Origin of the sequence: Nostoc sp. FACHB-280 (assembly GCF_014697615.1) — a bacterium.
GTDB lineage: Bacteria > Cyanobacteriota > Cyanobacteriia > Cyanobacteriales > Nostocaceae > Nostoc_B.
Window position 1 is genome coordinate 25,267 of sequence record NZ_JACJSD010000056.1, and the last position, 17,499, is coordinate 42,765.

A 17,499-nucleotide genomic window follows, 5' to 3' on the forward strand; every position below is an offset into this window, starting at 1 on the left:
CTATAGGACTAGTGTTTGATTTTTGAAAAAGCACCGTACATTTGAAGAGTTGCAAAATCGAAGTTAGTGTGTCGGAGAAACCACTCAAACATCCACTTGAGATGAGAAAACGAAGGAATCAAAGCACAGAAACGGTGCACCCAGGTTTTAGCTTGTAACCAAATATCCTCAATTGGGTTTTGTGATGGGCAATTAGGAGCGAAGCGCAATCAGCAAATTTCATATTCCTTATAAGCCTGCTTCCAGCTTGTTATTGAACCGACAGAGACATCTAAAATTGTTTGAATTTCCTCATACTTGTAGCCTTGATAAACCAGTTTCACTGCCAAAGCTTTTCTCACCTCACGAGCATCTGGACGGCTATCTATAAATTCTTGTAATTCTGCGTTAGCGAAGCTCGCCGAAGGCATCGCCATTTCTCGATGCTGGCTTATGATTGTTCGTTATTATACAGATACTTCTGTCAGTATTATCTCGCAGTCTTTTTCAGAAATCAAATATGATTCCTATATAAGTCATTTTGTGGTAAAGACGAACAGTATTATCAATTCAGTTCGGTTATGGCTTATAGCTTTTTTAACAACAGATTTGAATTTCTTGAAGTTCCAGATATCATAAATTACTTAGATAAAAATTTCAGCACCTGTGAACGTTATTTAGTTATTACCGAATTGCTGGGTGTAAAAGTGAGAGCATTGACAGATTTAGATATTTTTCATCGACTGCCAACCGAAGATGAATATATTTTGACTAATGCTGAAGGAAAAACGTACTTAACAAATCTAGATTATTTAAAATTTCGCATCCCCGATCTCAAGTGCTTAAACCGAAATTCTTAATCAGTAATTTCTGGGAAAAATCCTGGAATACGATTTAAACAATATCAACAAAGGGAATACTGAGTTTAACCGCCAGCCAATTTAGGTAATGGCTAAACTTACTGTCTTTTGAGGAAATGTCACCGTGGTATTGTTTCGCAAGCATATAAGTTTTTTGACGACTTCGATTTTGCTGGGGTTGATGACTTTGCCAAACATTGGCCTGGTAATGATGACAAATCCAGCCAAGGCACAAACCAATAGTGAAAATCCATCAACTCTGACTCCAGATGTTAAGCGATCATCGGATGTGACTCCTTCTTACCCAGCTTCCGCACCACCACCGCAAGTCAAACCTTTACCAGATGAGAGAAATCTGGAAGAAAGGTCTATAGAGACAGATTACCGTGTCAGTAACTTACTGAAAGACTTTAAAGGAAATTTGTGGGTGGGTTATTGGCGGGGATTATCGCGGATTGACCCCAAGACAGGTAAGATATTAGCGCGGGTAAATTTACCGAATGTGGCGATCGGTGCTTTAGCTCAAGACAAAGTGGGGCGTTTATGGGTGGGAACTTATGAAGGACTGATGCGAGTTGACCCCCGGACAAATGAAATTACAGCGCAGAATTTGTTTTTACCTTCCAAACGGGTGTTGTCGATGTTAGTTGACAAGCGCGGTTACTTGTGGGTGGGAACTGATAGCGGTTTAGCTTTAATTAGTCCCGATCAAGGTTTAATTATGACGACAGTGAAAAATTTACCTGGGGTTAGTGCCAACACCTTAACTTTAGATGCAGAAGGTCAATTGTGGGTGGGGACTTTGGATGGGTTGGTCAGGGTAAATACTACCAACGCTTATATTATGAAGCGGATTGACGGTTTACCCGGTACAACAGTGCAAACCTTAGCTATTAGTCCAGAAGGGTTAATTTGGGCGGGAATGGCTAACAATTTGCTGGTAATTGACCCAAAAACAGATAAAGTATTGCGGTCTGTGACTCCATTGCGGGGACGGAATGTCACAGCAATCAAATTTGCCCAAGATGGTAGTGTTTGGGTAGGGACAAACAATGGTTTGTTACGATTAAATCCACACACAGGCGCACTTTTAGATCAAGTTCCAGGTCTCCCTTCTAGCCGAGTGCTTGCGCTTGTACCAGATATTAGTAATAAATTATGGATCGGCACTAGTGAAGGTTTAGCTTGGTTAATGCCCAAAATGGGTGGTGCAAAACCCCATCTTGCTTTCAGTCGTGCAGTGAAATGAGGGAACAGGTGATAGGTGACAGTTTACAGTAAAGAACTTTCACTTATCACCTATATCCTGTAACCTTTAACCTGTAACCTCTATGCCAGTTACTACCCAGCAATTAATTCAATGGAAACAACAGGGACGTGCGATCGCAGCGTTAACCGCTTGGGATTATGTGATTGCCCAACTGATCGACGCGGCTGGTGTAGACTTAATTTTGGTCGGAGACTCGATGGCGGTGGTTTTAGGTTATGAAACCACACTCCCAATTACCTTGGATGAGATGGTTTATCATGCTAAATCTGTGCGTCGGGGTGTGAAACGCGCTTTAGTTGTGGTTGATTTACCATTTTTGACTTATCAAGAAAGTATTGCTCAAGCTATGCACTCAGCCGGCAGGATATTGAAGGAAACTGGGGCGCAAGCAGTCAAACTAGAAGGTGGCTATCCAGCGATGGTAGAAACAATAGCACGTCTAGTCCAAGCTGGAATCCCGGTGATGGGTCATGTGGGATTGACACCCCAATCAGTTCATCAACTAGGTTTGCGCCAACAGGGAAAAACTGAAGAACAAGCAGAGAGAATTTTAAATGAGGCGATCGCCTTAGAACAAGCGGGTGTATTTTCGATTGTGTTAGAGCATATTCCCGCAGATTTGGCAAGGCAAATCACAGAAAAACTCAGCATTCCCACAATTGGGATTGGTGCTGGTTCCTACTGCGATGGTCAAGTGTTAGTGACTTCAGATGTTCTTGGTCTTTCCGCCAAGCAACCACCATTTGCTAAAACCTACACCAACCTGCGGGAAACAATTACTCAAGCTGTACAAGATTACACTATTGAAGTGCGAGAGAGAAAATTTCCGTAATTTTTATAGAGTGCTGAGTGCTGAGAGGGGGAAGACAAGGTAGAAAGATTGCTTCCTTGTCTCCCGTGTCCCCCTTGTCCTCCTTGTCCCCCAACTCCCAACTCCCACTTGAGATTAAATAAACCCAATGCGGTGTAATGGCCAAAAGCGAAATACGGCGCGACCGATGATATTTTGTCTGGGGAGAAAACCCCAATAACGGGAGTCGTTACTGTCGTTGCGGTTGTCGCCCATGACAAACAACTCATCTGGTGGAACTTGCACTGGTGGGAATGGTTGATTTGCTGGTTCAGCGATGTAATCTTCTGGCAAAAGTTGACCGTTGAGATAAACTTTACCACCAGCCACTTTAATAATTTCCCCTGGTGTCGCAATTACCCGTTTAATAAAAGCTTGGTCTTTGGGGTAGCCGCGTTTTTGTAATTCTTCGGGGGCTTGAAAAACTACGATATCCCCAGTGGCGGGAGGTTGGAAATGGTAAGAAATTTTTTCGACCACCAAGCGATCGCCTTCATATAAAGTTGGCACCATAGAATCAGAAGGGATGTAGCGAGGTTCCGCCACAAAAGTTCTGATTAATACTGCCAATAATAAAGCGATCGCTACTAAAGTTAAATTTTCTCGCCAACCATGCCATGTTTTTGATGAGGTATTAGCTGCTTTTGTATCAGTTTCCTGCGGAATCATAGAAGTTTTTAGCCAGTGCCAACAGTGGGATAAATACCTTGATATTTCTGAGATTCAAGGTGTGCTTACAAGTAAACTGGGTTTTGTTACGACCCATATAAATATTAATATTACGTTCTCAAGTATATTGGTAATTTTGTGCATAAACACACATAAGATTACGAATAAATTTCTTTGTGCTTACTTTATTACTTACCAAATAAATAGGAATACCCATCACAATTACCTCATCTCCTCAAACAAGTTCAATGATGGCTGATGATGGGTAGAAAAACTATTGCCAAGGAGAAGAAGGTAGTTGAGCAATTGACTGCACAGCACAACCTTCCAAAAATATAGGGACACGTCCACAACTAGGACATTTCATCACATCATCTTGTTGAGTATCAGGTTTATTCTTTGGTTTAGGTTTAGAATTTTGTGGTGTGAGAAAAATCACATCAATAGATAATGGGGTCGAACAATTACGACATTCACAAATGATTAATTGTCCTGCATCACTCGTTTGATAGACTTTTAGGTGTTGTGTGGGATAAAATTTTTCTGGTTTTTCTGAGCTATCTGAGCTATCTGATCTTTCGTATCTTTCTGACCTTTCGTATCGTTCTGATCTTTCTGATCTTTCGTATCGTTCTGATCTTTCGGGTTTTTCTGGTTTTGATTGTTCTTCAAGCTTTTCAGACATCGGTTTGACCATGTTTCCTTACAGAGCATTCAATTGAATTGTGAGGTACTGTTAGTGCAGCATTAACATTTAAGAGACACTGCTGTGACTTCCGATTCAGAATGCAACTAAACACTTTTAGCACGCCATACTAAATACTACAACCCCAGATTCTACTCATCCGCAGAATACAGATGTGGGAGGAAAAAGGTTATGACTGACGCACAAAGATTGTCTGTGGCGAATGGGTGTAGGGGTGTAGGGGTTTAGGGGTGTAATAGTTGTGAACACTACATCTTGGTTACTGAGCGTAGTCGAAGTACACCCCCACACCCCTATCTTTCACACCCCTACACCCTTAATTACCTATGCACTAAAGTACTTCGCTACTGGGTGGTAGGTAATAATTGCCGTTGTAGACTGTTCGGGATAAAGTTGTTCACTTTCATCCATATACAGGTTAATCCTGCCAGTCTCTAACAACTCTAACTGCTTGTACTGGTCTTGCATATTGGGACAAGCTGGATAGCCAAAACTATAGCGTGAACCGCGATAGCGTTGGGCTAAAATATCCCGAATATTATCAGGTTCTTCAGCAGTAAAACCTAACTCCTGACGAATTCTGGCGTGTGTCCACTCAGCTAAAGCTTCCGCCATCTGCACTGCTAAACCGTGGAAGTAGAGATAATCGGTGTATTGATTATCTGCAAACAGCTTTTGGGCGTATTCTGTCGCAACTTCACCCACAGTCACCGCCTGCATCGGGAAAACATCAATAATTCCCGACTCCTTGGGCGCAAAGAAATCTGCAATACACAGCCTTCTTAGAGACTTTTGCCTGGGAAACTCAAAATTTGTTCTTACCTCCGCGCCCTGACGGTTCGTTTCATACACATACAACGTATTCCCCTCAGCCTGACAAGGAAAATACCCGTAAATGACTTGAGGATGTAACAAATTCTCCTCAATAATGCGTTGCTTCCAACTTTCTAAAATTGGGTAAACTTTTGCATCTAAGAAAGCCTGATATTCTTCTTTTGATTGTTCTTTTGGCTTACGGAATTGCCATTGTCCCGCAATTAAAGCTTGCAAATCCAAATACCAGAATAATTCTTCAAAAGGAATATCCGCAGGCTGTAGTAACTTGGTTCCCCAGAACGGTGGTGTGGGACGTTCTATATCTACTGCGATCGCTTCGGAACGTCTTGTATCTACCTCAATTGTGGGGTGGGCATCTTGCCCGCCCTCTTCTGGCAGGTGTCTCACCTGCCCCACAAGAGGTTGATGTCCATTTTCCTCAACTTCATCCAAAAATCCTTGCAAGTCATCCCAATTCCCAGCAGTTTTGGCTGGCATTAATTTATCCATGAAATGCAAGTCAGAGAAAGCATCTTTGCCATAAACCACTTTACCTTTGTAAGTGTTTTGGCAATCATTATTGACAAACTTGGGAGTTAACGCCGCGCCGCCTAAAATGACTGGGACAGTAATTCCCTTTTCGTTGAATACTTCCAAGTTTTCTTTCATGAAGGCAGTGGATTTCACCAGCAAGCCACTCATAGCAATACAATCAGCTTTATGTTGATTGTAAGCTTCGATAATGTTTTCGACTGGCTGCTTAATTCCCAGGTTAATTACCTTGTAGCCGTTGTTAGAAAGAATGATGTCTACTAAGTTTTTACCAATGTCGTGGACATCACCTTTAACTGTGGCAATAATTACCTTACCTTTAGCATTATTCCCCGCTTCAGATTTTTCCATGAAGGGTTCTAGGTAAGCTACCGCCGCTTTCATGGTTTCGGCTGACTGTAAGACGAAGGGTAACTGCATTTGTCCTGAACCAAACAACTCACCAACGACTTTCATCCCATCTAGCAAGAAAGTATTGATAATTTCCAGTGGTTTGTAAGTTTCTAAGGCTTTGGTGAGGTGCTTTTCTAAACCAATGCGTTCGCCGTCAATGATGTGGCGTTTGAGAATTTCTTCAATGGGGAGGTTTTCATCAACGCCTTTTTCCCGTTTCGCACTGACTCCAGCAAATAAGGTTGTGAGTTCGGCCAAGGGGTCATAAACGCAGACATCACCCTCAAATTTCCGTTCATCGTAAATCAACTGGCGACAGACTTCTTGATGACGGGGTTCAATCTTCGCCAGTGGTAAGATTTTGTTGGCGCTAACAATTGCCGCATCCATTCCCGCCGCCATTGCTTCGTGCAGAAACATGGAGTTGAGGACGATACGCGCGGCTGTGGAAAGTCCAAAGGAAATATTCGACACACCCAAAATTACATGACATCCCGGCAATTCTTGGCGAATGCGGCGAATAGATTCAATGGTGGCTTTGCCGTTTTCTCGGTCTTCTTCAATCCCCGTAGAAATTGGTAGGGCTAAGGTATCAAAGAAGATTTCTGTAGCAGGTATACCATATTCTACAGCTTGGCGGTAGGCACGTTGAGCAATTTGGAATTTTTTCTCCGCCGTCCGCGCCATCCCATCTTCATCAATCGTACCGATGACTACACCTGCACCGTACTTTTTCGCCAACTCCAGCACTTTTAAAAAGCGCGGTTCGCCGTCTTCGTAGTTGGTGGAGTTTAACAAACATTTACCACCCGCAACTTTTAACCCCGCCTCCATTTTTTCCCATTCGGTGGAGTCGAGCATTAAGGGTAAGGTAACATTATTCACAATGCGCGAAACGAGTTCGTGCATATCTCGCACACCGTCACGCCCCACATAATCGACGTTGACATCTAAAATATGTGCGCCTTCTTTGACTTGCGCCCGCGCCATTGACACCAGTCCGTCCCAGTCTTCGGCGTTGAGTAAGTCGCGGCACTTTTTAGAACCACTGGCGTTGAGGCGTTCACCAACAATTAAGAAAGAATTGTCTTGGGTGTAAGGTTGAGTTGTATATATTGATGCCGCCGCAGGTTCGAGGCTGGGCTGTCGAACTTTTGGCTTTAATTCTTTGGCGATTTCTGCTAATTGTTGAATGTGTTCTGGACGTGTCCCACAGCAACCCCCGATCACTTGGACACCCAAATCTTCAACAAAGTGCATTAATGCCATCCGTAATTCTAGCGGTGTCAAGCGGTAGTGTGCTTGACCTCCGACGTTCTCCGGTAAACCCGCGTTAGGAATACAAGAAACCACAAACGGCGAATGTTCTGCCAAATACTTGATGTGTGGTTTCATTAAGTCTGGCCCTGTGGCACAGTTTAAACCGAGAATATCGATTTTATATGGTGCCAAAATGGTCAGGACAGCATTGATTTCTGTACCTACCAACATTGTCCCCATGCTTTCCATTGTGACAGACACCATCAACGGGATGCGATCGCCTTTTTTCGCAAAGGCTTCTTCTATCCCATTGAGTGCAGCTTTGATTTGCAATACATCTTGGCAAGTCTCGACAATTAATAAATCTACACCACCATCAATTAGGGCTTCGGCTTGTTCAGCAAAAGCAGCCTTCATGGTGTCAAAGTCAATATGTCCCAAGGTAGGGAGTTTGGTTGTGGGGCCGATGGAACCTGCAACAAACCGGGGTTTTTCGGGTGTGGAAAATTCCGCCGCCACACGCTTGGCGAGTTCGGCGGCGGTTTTGCTGAGGTAGTAAGCTTGGTCTGCTAAGTCATACTCTGCCAGTACAATCGAAGTACTGCCAAAAGTATCAGTTTCAATCACATCCGCACCCGCAGCGAGAAAATCACGATGCACTTTGGCGACAGCTTCGGGTTTGGTGTGGACTAAATATTCGTTACAACCTTCATATTGTGCGCCGCCGAAATCTTCAGCAGTCAGGTTTTGGGTTTGCAAGTTAGTACCCATCGCCCCGTCAAAAACAATCACCGGGCTATCAGGACTACGCAGGCGTTCAAGGAAAGGATGAGTCATATTTTCCCAGAAGAAATGATTTTTTAGTTGAGGAGATCCCCCCAACCCACCTTTTTAAGGAGGGCTATTTTTTTATTTATCCCCTTAAAAAGTAGAGGATTGTTTTTTAACCCCCTTTTGAAGGGGGTCGCCGTAGGCGGGGGGATCTAATTTTAGGACGCTCGAAGTTTGATCCGAGAATATTGGAAATGTAGTGAGTATTGTAATACTGCACTTAATTTATTATTTTCCCTAATTGTGGGGTAAGATGGGCGATCGCTCATAATCTCAACAGACACGCCAACGCTGAGATCCCATGTTAGAAGCCGGGGATCTGATGAATCATGAAGGATATATGACAAGACTTTATTCCCAGTTGTTAGGAAAACCCAATAAACGTTATGTTGGTGAGGTTGCGAGATTAAAATAGCTGTAGCAAGCAATCAACAACACTTGTATGAGTTCTCACGCCTTGTTTAAGGATTACAGATAATGCGACCGATCAAAAGACCCATCAAGCCAGCGACTTATATATCCTTTCTCTACATCTACGAGACTACTTGGGGAACGGCTGGTGATATCTGTTTAATCCGGGAATCCGTAGCGAATGAAAGTACAACCAAGTTTATCGGTCATAAAGTCCGGTTGGTAGCGCCGAAAAGGCTAGAACGCGATCGCGTGGCAAATTTTCCGGTAATCAAAGTTGCCGGTAATGTCGGAGAAGGACACCCGAAAGAACATCCCTATGAATGGGAATTGTATGAAGGTGTTGATCGAGAAATTGCGATCGCAGCTTTAAAACCTTGGGGCTTCAAGTTAATTGAGCCTGAGAATTAATCTCACTCACAGCTACAGGGTTGAGTTTGTTGCTTTAATTTTCTACTTTGAGGAACTGGTGAATGAGGATTTTGGCTTGATTAATCAGCTTCGGCACTTCATTAATGAGCTTTGTAACTTCATTAATGAAGTATTTTAACAGCTTTAATGAATATTTGAGCTTGATTAATGAGGTTAAAAGACTCATTAATCACTATTAGAACTTGATTAAAGAAGCTTTTTAACAGCATCGCTGTACTGTTCGTAAGCGGAAACTCCAATAATTTTTTCGACTAAATCACCATCTTTAAAGATTAAAACGGCTGGAATACTACGAAGACCATATTGTTTAAATAGTGGTTTGTTGTGATCTACGTCTACTTTAACGACTTTAGCGCGTCCGTTGTATTCTGCTGCAAGTTGTTCCATTAAGGGACTGACAAGGCGACAAGGGCCGCACCAAGTAGCAGTAAAATCAACAACTAGAATTTTCTCTTGAGTTAAAAAAGTATAAAATTCACTTTCTTGAATGTCAGCAACTGTACCTGCTTCGGTAGACATTTTTAAATTCCTCAATATTAAACTCAAATTCAATAACTAAGTAACTATACAGAGTATATAGGTAGGAGCGATCGCAAAACGGCTTTATTCTCAGTTTTCAGCGATCGCAGCAATGGAAAAAGCCATCACCCAACAGATCATTTTCATAATCTGTTGGGTGATGGCTATAAGCCAATACAGTTAAGTTAAGGTGATGAGAGTTTCAAGACAATGAGCAAGATTTGGGGGATTCTCCCCCAAGCCCCCGATTGGGGGACGGTTGCGTCCCCCAAACCCCCTCCAAAATCACTTTTTCGTTTTTATAGCAAAGTGCTGAGTGTCGAGTTGGAACTCAGTATTTTCAGGAGTTTCAGCCACAAACATAGTCCTAACAAATGCTTCGACTGCTATATTTGAAAGCTTGAATAGCAGGAATAGTAAGACTTTTCCTCCTGCCTCCTGCCTTCTGCCTTCTGCCTCCTGTCTCCTGCCTCCTGCCTTCTAACCAATAGCAGAGATAGTTAAACCTGTCACAGCTATAGCACCAGCGATCGCACTTGCAACCAGAGAGGTGAGTGCTGTCCCAAATAACCACCAAGCGGCGTTAGCAACGGTTTTCTTCGTTTCTTCGGCTTGTTTTTTCGCTTGGTGTTGGATACTGTGTAGGCGTTCCTTGGTGATTTGCTGAATGCGTTCGGCGCGTTGCAGGACACTATCGCGGGCGGATTCGATTTGGTTGATAATGCGGTTAGCGTCTTCCTGGGAAATGTCCTCGCGGGAACTGAGAACAGCAACTAAGGTATCGCGGTCAAATTGACTCAAGCGATCGCGCAAGGCTTCAAATCCGGCTTGGGGGTCATCAAACAATTTGGCAAAATCATGTCTGATCCCTTCATAATCCAGTTCAGGACGATTCAAGGAATTGAGATAGTTACGAATTCTATTTCTGACTCGTTCGGTTGCTGATTGCACACTTTGTTGAATTTGGCGATATTGTTTCACCACTACATCCCGCGCCGATAAGATTTGATCAGCAATGCGGTTAACGTCTTCTTCAGAAATATCCTCCCGTTGGGATAGTAACGCCACAATTGTGGAACGGTCAACTTGAGATAAGCGATCGCTTAAACTACCAACTCCAGCGCGGGGATCTCGCAACAGCAGTTGTAAATCACGTTTAATGCTGTCTGGGTTGAGTTCTTCTTTATTGGTGTGACGTAGATAATCTTCGAGATTTCTTTCAAAATCGACCACTTGTTGAACAGTCCGGTTTGCCAAGCGGCGCGGTGCTTTAATAATGTTAGTAATCGCCTCTTGTACTTGGTCAATTAACCGTTCTACTTGTTCTTCGCTTAAGTCTCCCCGTTGGCTGACAAGTTTAACTAAGGTTTCGCGGTCAACTTGCGACAAGCGATCGCGAATTGCAGAAATTCCTTCTCGCGGATCAACCAGCAATTTTTCTAAATCTTGGCGAATACCTTCGGGGTCAAGTTCTTCTAAGTTAGTATTACGGAGATATTCAGCAATTTGAGTTGTGGTTTGTTCGTATTGTTCTTTAGCTTTATCTGCTACAACTTGCGGGGTTTGCAAAATGTTATTTCTGACTGATTCTAGCTGATCAATAATTTGGTTAACTTCATCCTCATTCAAATCTTGACGCTGAGAAAGCAGACTGACTAAAGTATCACGATCAAATTGAGATAAACGCTGACGCAACAAGTTAAATCCGGCTTGGGGGTCTTGCAGTAAAGTGCTGAAATCGCGGCGAATACCTTCAGGATTTAATTCTTCCTTATTCGTATTTTGCAGATAATCTTCAACTCTTTGGCGTAAGTTTTCAGTTTGAGTTGTGGCTTGTTCCTGTAATTGATTTAAAACAGAGTCTCGAACACTTTCTAAATTATCTAGCAAATTATTAGCTTCTTCATCACTAAAGTCTTGACGCTGCTGTAACACTTGCAGCAAGACATCACGAGTCAATCCTTGGAAGCGTTCATTTAAATCATCAAAATTAGCGTTTAATTCTGTCAGTAATTTAGAAAAATCTCGCTCAACAGCTTCAGGTTTCAATTCTTCTTTACTTGTGGAACGCAGATAATTTTCGATGCGGTTCCGCAAATCTTGACTCTTATCTTTAACTTCCGCCTGTTGTAAAGTTGCTAAAACTTCTTGGCGAATTTCTTCCATTTGTTGAGCAATTTCTTTAACTCTGGCTTCGCTAATATCACTGCGGCGGATGAGTAAATTAGCAAACTCTTCTTGGTTGAATCCCTCTAATTCTCGCCGCATAGTTTCCGCATCGGCTTGCGGGTCATAGATAACATCGCGGAATTCATCTTTAATGGTGATGCGGTTAAAGTGCCAAGGTAAAGAATTTTGAATGTAAGATTCTACATCTTGACGGTAGTTAGAGTTTGATGAACCGCCTCGTCCTTGGGTAGTCTTTTCAAGAGTTTCTTGCAGTTGATGAGAGATGTTTTCGATATCTAAATCTTGGACTTTATCTTTGAGCTTTTGCAACTGATTGGTGATTTTGTTCACATCTATATCAGAGACATTTACTCTTTCTAAAACTACGGGTAAAGCAGCAGTTAAACCAGTTTGAATGGCTTTACTAATACCACCATTATTGCCATTACCGTTACCGCCAACAGTCACCAATTCTTGCAAGCGATCGCCTAGTTCATCTGATTGCAATTCTTCGGGAGTCGCCGAGGTAATCAAGTTAATTACTTGTTGTGCCGGGTTGCGACGCGCTAAAGTTTGGTTCCAAGCTGCTTCTAATTGGTCAGCAATTTTATTTACATCAGCTTTAGAAAAATCTGTGCGATCGCTAATTAAATCAACAAAAGTTTGACGATTGAAATTTTGCGTCAAATTATCAGGGAGAGATTGCCAATTTATATCACCGAAAATCTGATCAAATTGTTTGCGGATATTTGGCAAATCTAGTTGTGGTCTTTGCAGATTACCTAAAGAAGTTTGCAGTGTATTTTGAATACTGCCAACATCAAAACCAGAAGTTAATTCTCGGCGAACTGCGGCTGTAATATCTTCCGCAGTCGAAACCATTTGTTGTTTAGAAAAATTTGCACCAATGGCACTAGTCGCAGTTCCCATTAATGCTTTTATGCCACTATTAGCAGTATTTGCCACTGCACCAATTAATGAACCGACTGTCGAAGAACCAAACCAAACAACTATAGAAAAATAAGCAGACCAAATAACTACACCAATAATTGCGCCTAAAAATGCACTATCAATTAAGCTGAGTTTGACTGCAAAAAAGGAAGCAATAAATAATGCAATAGTGGCGCTAATTAATGCCCAAAAACCGACTTTATTCTCTACTTTACGAATTGTATCGCCTAAGCTTTCATCATCACTAGAAGATGAATCATCATTTGTGGCAGAAATTCTTAAAGCGACTGCGAAGTTAGTCAGTAACAATTGAAAGGCAAATGCCATTAAGACACCAGCCACTAATGCAACTAAAAATTTAGGCCCAGAAAAAACCACAGATGCTTGTTCTGGAGTTAGTATTTCTTGCACTTCGGTTATGGCTGCTAATCCATTATTCAGCCAATGCCATCCTAAAGAATTTTCGACAATTTGAAGCATAGTATTTTCTCATTCATGCTCATTAAATGCCAGTTAATTTGCAAACAACTGGCTACTTCCTACGCTAAGTACCAAATTCTTTAGCTGACACTTTCTTAGGGGGTAAAGTCTGTTTCCGAAAGTCGTAGTTTTATAGGAGGCGGAGAAGTCAAAAGTAAAAAGGCAAAAGTCAAAGGTATTTTTCATTTTTGCCTTATCGACATTGTGAATGTATGACCTGACATTAGCAATGTATCGCTTGACATTGCTAATGTATCGCTTGACATTGTGAATGTATCACCTGACATTGCCAATGTATTGCCTGACATTGGCAATGTATCGCCTGACATTGTGAATGTATCGACTAACTCTAAAAGATTTGTGTGTACACAGTAGCGCCTTTTAGGAAAGGGAAACTGGGAGGGAGAGGTTTGTCAAATTCCAGTTAAATCACTAAAGGTTCTAGTTGATAATTGTGCCAGTGGCGTTGATACCATTCGGCGACTAAAGGTCGGACAATAAATTTAGGACGACCTTCGCCTGTGACATCAATTCGCAAGCAGGAGTAAGGACGGCGTTTTTCCGAACCATGACCGTTACGACCAACAAACAAATGCGATCGCGCAATTAATTGATTTCCCTCAACTAAATCAGCGCCTTCAGTTCGTTGTCGCCGCAAACTAAACCCACTTCCGCCACACACAATCCAGTTAATCGCAGAGTCTGCATGTCCAGTGTTATATGTTTGCAAATATTCTAAACAATGAGCATGGCCGTTTAATACCAAATCTACTACAGCACGACCTTGAGTTACATCACCTACTGTTTCCGCTACTGCGTTGAAAACTTCACGCAAGCGACTACGAATCGCTAATGTTTGTGCTTGTTGCCATTTAGTTGCTTCCGTAACATAAGGAGGATGATGGAAATAAACTACCCTTCCCCGCACTTGGGAATTCTGCCAAGATGCGATTAATCTTTGTTTTAGCCATTCCAACTGTTCTACATCGGTGTGGGTTGCTTGTTGCGGCGCTAATTGTTTGTCAATATCAACTACTAATTCTTCAATTTGCGACAACTTGACGTATAAATCATCCAGATGTTCGGCTTCGTGGGGATTATCTGGATTCAACTTGCTGGATGTTTCTAGAATTTGCTGTTTTTCTTGTTCAAATTCCTGGCGACGTTGTTCTAAGTTTTTCCGTTGTGCGTCGCCTTCTGCGGTTTGGGGGAGTGATGGCGGATCGTTGAAGGTATTGGAATCTAAAGCAAAGAAGTCAATCCCACCATAACGAAAACTATAATAACGATTTGGCAGACGAGTAAATTTTCCCGGCTGGTAGGACAAACAGCAACCTGTATCTGTTTTGGCGGTGTAGTATGTGTCTAAATGTCGGTCTAAATCACCAGGAAACTTCAACCCGTTGAGATAATCAAGAAATGCTTTGGCGTAAGCGTCGCCTGTTCCTGAACCATGTAAACCAACATCCATATCGAGGCGCGATCGCAATAACCGACGAATTGGTAATGTTGTAACTGATAGCAAGTTAAAGACTAGGGGTAAATCGTAATAATCGTGATTTCCCGGTACAGGCAAAATCGGTACACGAAAAGTCATCTTGTCGTAGGCAATTTTTTTAGGAAAATCTCCACCGACAAGATATTCTTTGTAAGGCCGAATAAAGTTTTGCTGATAATACTCACTTGACCCCACTAAATAAATGACATCGCCTGTATGCAGCATAAAACGACAGTCATTGAGATGAGGTAATGTAAGTTCCGCTACTTGCCTTTGGGGGTTTTGTCCCCCATGTCTCCCTGAACCGCTATCTCCGACTACCAAAAACGAAAATTCAGGATTATCGGCTTGACCATCTTCCAATACCAAGTGAGTTTGGTCTATACCGCGCCTTTTCATTACAGGATCTTGCCAGCGGACTCGCTGGTTCATCTTCTGAATTTTTTTAGCGATCGCCGGATCAGAAACAAGCTTCAAAACATTTTACTCCTCTATGATCATCACTCACTGCACAGAAGATAACTCTGCCGCCTCCGCCTCAGTTTCTTGAGGATTTTTCAACTCAATGACTAAATTCGGCAATCCTTCCAGTTTTTCCGCGAGTTCAACTTCTTCTACCGTTGGTACAAATACTCGCAAACCTGCCGGGACACACTTCACTTCTATTGGTGTTGTGCCTACTATCTCGCCATCCAAGACAACTTTTTGTACTGGGTCAGTAGTGATTTTAAATTGTTTAGCGCGGAGATAGCCAATATCATCTCGTTCGGCTGCATTCCCAGAAGAAGCACTTTGAAATAAATGATATGTCGCAGCGATCGCGCCAGCTTTATTTACGGGAGCTACAATTGTGACATCAAGTAATCCATCATCATAAATTATTCCGCCTGGCCCTTGCGCCAAAACTGATGTCGGTGGTGCTGCGTTAGCAACTGTCACGGCTGCGGCAGTGGTTTTAATAATTTTTTCGTCTGTCTCAATTTCGACATCAAAACTCTGTAATTCCCGTAACTGTTGGAGTCCTGCCAAGATGTAAGCAATAATTCCAAAGCGGTTTTTCGCTTCTCGGTTAGCTTTTTCTACAGTTTCCGCCTCAAAACCCACACCAGCGAGTAATATTAATGGGCGATCGTTGCAATAAGCTACATCTACATTGCGAGTTGCACCTTGTAAAATTGTTTGACAAGCTGCATCAATGGTGTCGGGAATACCTAAAGCATTGGCAAAGGCATTGGCTGTTCCCCGTGAAATAATGCCAAAGGGAATATTCGTATTAATGACTGCGGCTGCTGCTGCTGAAAGTGTACCATCACCACCAGAGGCAATAATTTCATCCACTCCGCGCTGAACTGCGTCATAAGCCAATTGATCAGCACCGACTTCTTCGGTTGTGAAATGAATATCTAAATCAATAGTTGGTTCTAATAATGCGCGAATCTCGATTAGTTCTTGTTCTGGGTTGCCTTGACCCGCTACTGGATTGAAAATGAGGCAGGCGGAACGATTCATAAAAGTTAAATTTAAGCAGCGATCGCTAACATACCAAAATATTCCTATCATTCCCAGATCATCTTGACTTCTCTCTGACGACAGGTTGACTCATCTTCAGAAATAGGTAGTTGGTTGACCAGATCCCCGACTTCTTGAAGAAGTCGGGGATCTGACCACTGGCATTTTTTCAATTAAGGACATACTTCAGTATTTTGCGGAACTAGCTGATACATAACTCACACTTAACTTTGCTTAAATGTCTTAACTGTCTCAATTTAATTACTTAAAGGTCTTAAATTTCCTTGAATGTTTTTGCAAATACACAGAAAATGTATCAACGTAAAAACAAAAATTATTAATCATAAAAAAACAAAATTAAATATAAATTAAAAATAAAAATTTCCCACTAATAATATTTAAAGGAGTTCAAGAAATGGATATTGATAATATAGGTCAGATTTCTAAAAGAGACTTAGAAATAATTCAACTACATCAATTTCAACAACCTATTTATTGTTGCAACGTTACTGCGATCGCCTATGCTTTGACTGCACTAGGATATTTAACAACTGTCGATGAAATTTTCTATGCCACCCAACTGCCCATCGCTTCAGTTTTAGATGATGGCATGACTTTAGCAGAAACTTACGACACTTGCAAAATATATATAGAAAGAAAAGGATTGCCTTTATCAATTCGGATGGATCATTTTGACAAGCCAAGTCTGACACTTGAAGCATTCATCCGAGAAGTTGAAACTGCTGTTTGTAATGAAAATGATGTCCACATTCTTAACTTCAATACTCGGATTGCTCATGAAAATCCTAGTTTAGAAGGTGGTCACTTCTCTTTACTAGCAGATTATGACCCCCAAACTCAAGAAGTCACCATTGCAGATACCAATCCCAAGCGATATACAAGATTTTGGAAATGTCCAATTCAACGGATGTATACTGCTTGCGTAGACAAAGATTCCTCCTCAAATCGCTCTCGCGGGATGATTGTACTCCGCAGATTAGAACCAGCCAAAACAGGTAACGGCGCACTTCATCCAGCCGAACTGGCTTTGAATGCTCTTCATGCAGAAAATAGCTGAGTTTTTTTGTTAATCAATCCTCCTGAAAGTATCACAGAAACAGCACTTTAACTCCTTCATTTATGTGTGAAGGAGTTATTTTCTATCCATAGCAGGTGAGAGGTTACAGGTGACAGGTGACAGATTTCAACTCCCTACCCTGAAGGGGTGACAAAGCGGCTGAAGCCGAGGAAATAAAAGATTGTGACCGTTTTGGGGTAAAAAAAGATAGGTCAGGTATTGTCAACAAGACCTATCAAATGATAATGTTACCTAAATTCTACCAA

13 protein-coding genes and 1 pseudogene are annotated in these 17,499 nt (G+C 42.0%); 5 read left to right on the top strand and 9 right to left on the bottom strand.

Annotated elements, in window-relative coordinates; all coding sequences use genetic code 11:
- Window positions 1-8: 8 nt before the first annotated feature.
- Window positions 9-209: pseudogene (locus tag H6G75_RS33250) on the bottom strand (IS630 family transposase); the annotation flags it as partial.
- Window positions 210-410: a helix-turn-helix domain-containing protein gene (locus tag H6G75_RS33255; protein ID WP_190983211.1), complete on the bottom strand. Its 201-nt coding sequence runs from the start codon at window positions 408-410 to the stop codon at window positions 210-212.
- 150 nt (window positions 411-560) lie between these two features.
- Between H6G75_RS33255 and H6G75_RS28225 the strand changes: the two genes are divergently transcribed.
- The 3 genes from H6G75_RS28225 (at window position 561) to panB (ending at window position 2,941) form a co-directional block, all read left to right on the top strand.
- Entirely contained in the window at window positions 561-839 is a 279-nt protein-coding gene (locus H6G75_RS28225; RefSeq protein WP_190983212.1) for a hypothetical protein, read from the top strand.
- A 124-nt stretch (window positions 840-963) separates the two neighbouring features.
- Complete coding sequence (locus H6G75_RS28230; RefSeq protein ID WP_190983213.1) at window positions 964-2,088, top strand: two-component regulator propeller domain-containing protein; 1,125 nt, start codon at window positions 964-966, stop codon at window positions 2,086-2,088.
- Window positions 2,089-2,170: 82 nt separating this feature from the next.
- Window positions 2,171-2,941: a 3-methyl-2-oxobutanoate hydroxymethyltransferase gene (panB, locus tag H6G75_RS28235; RefSeq protein WP_190983214.1), complete on the top strand. Its 771-nt coding sequence runs from the start codon at window positions 2,171-2,173 to the stop codon at window positions 2,939-2,941.
- Between the two features lie 114 nt (window positions 2,942-3,055).
- On the opposite strand, the gene lepB is transcribed toward panB, so the two are convergent.
- The 3 genes from lepB to metH all read right to left on the bottom strand — a co-directional run bounded on the left by lepB (window position 3,056) and on the right by metH (window position 8,192).
- On the bottom strand, window positions 3,056-3,628 hold the full coding sequence (gene lepB, locus H6G75_RS28240; RefSeq protein WP_190983215.1) for a signal peptidase I: 573 nt from the start codon (window positions 3,626-3,628) through the stop codon (window positions 3,056-3,058).
- Between the two features lie 274 nt (window positions 3,629-3,902).
- Window positions 3,903-4,313, bottom strand: coding sequence for a hypothetical protein (locus H6G75_RS28245; protein ID WP_190983216.1), 411 nt, complete (start codon window positions 4,311-4,313; stop codon window positions 3,903-3,905).
- Window positions 4,314-4,658: 345 nt separating this feature from the next.
- Entirely contained in the window at window positions 4,659-8,192 is a 3,534-nt protein-coding gene (metH, locus tag H6G75_RS28250) for a methionine synthase (RefSeq protein ID WP_190983217.1), read from the bottom strand.
- A 471-nt stretch (window positions 8,193-8,663) separates the two neighbouring features.
- On the opposite strand from metH, the gene H6G75_RS28255 reads away from it, so the two are divergent.
- Complete coding sequence (locus tag H6G75_RS28255; protein WP_190983218.1) at window positions 8,664-9,008, top strand: hypothetical protein; 345 nt, start codon at window positions 8,664-8,666, stop codon at window positions 9,006-9,008.
- A gap of 207 nt (window positions 9,009-9,215) precedes the next feature.
- On the opposite strand, the gene trxA is transcribed toward H6G75_RS28255, so the two are convergent.
- The 4 genes from trxA to H6G75_RS28275 form a co-directional block, all read right to left on the bottom strand.
- Window positions 9,216-9,548, bottom strand: a complete 333-nt coding sequence (trxA, locus tag H6G75_RS28260; RefSeq protein WP_190983219.1) for a thioredoxin — start codon at window positions 9,546-9,548, stop codon at window positions 9,216-9,218.
- Window positions 9,549-10,028: 480 nt separating this feature from the next.
- Window positions 10,029-13,148, bottom strand: coding sequence for an MFS transporter (locus H6G75_RS28265; RefSeq protein WP_190983220.1), 3,120 nt, complete (start codon window positions 13,146-13,148; stop codon window positions 10,029-10,031).
- A 424-nt stretch (window positions 13,149-13,572) separates the two neighbouring features.
- Window positions 13,573-15,123, bottom strand: coding sequence for a metallophosphoesterase (locus H6G75_RS28270; RefSeq protein WP_190983221.1), 1,551 nt, complete (start codon window positions 15,121-15,123; stop codon window positions 13,573-13,575).
- Window positions 15,124-15,150: 27 nt separating this feature from the next.
- A complete protein-coding gene (locus H6G75_RS28275; RefSeq protein ID WP_277884115.1) occupies window positions 15,151-16,206 on the bottom strand; it encodes a YegS/Rv2252/BmrU family lipid kinase in 1,056 nt (351 codons plus the stop codon).
- A gap of 364 nt (window positions 16,207-16,570) precedes the next feature.
- On the opposite strand from H6G75_RS28275, the gene H6G75_RS28280 reads away from it, so the two are divergent.
- Complete coding sequence (locus H6G75_RS28280) at window positions 16,571-17,233, top strand: phytochelatin synthase family protein (protein WP_190983222.1); 663 nt, start codon at window positions 16,571-16,573, stop codon at window positions 17,231-17,233.
- The last annotated feature ends 266 nt before the right edge of the window (window positions 17,234-17,499 follow it).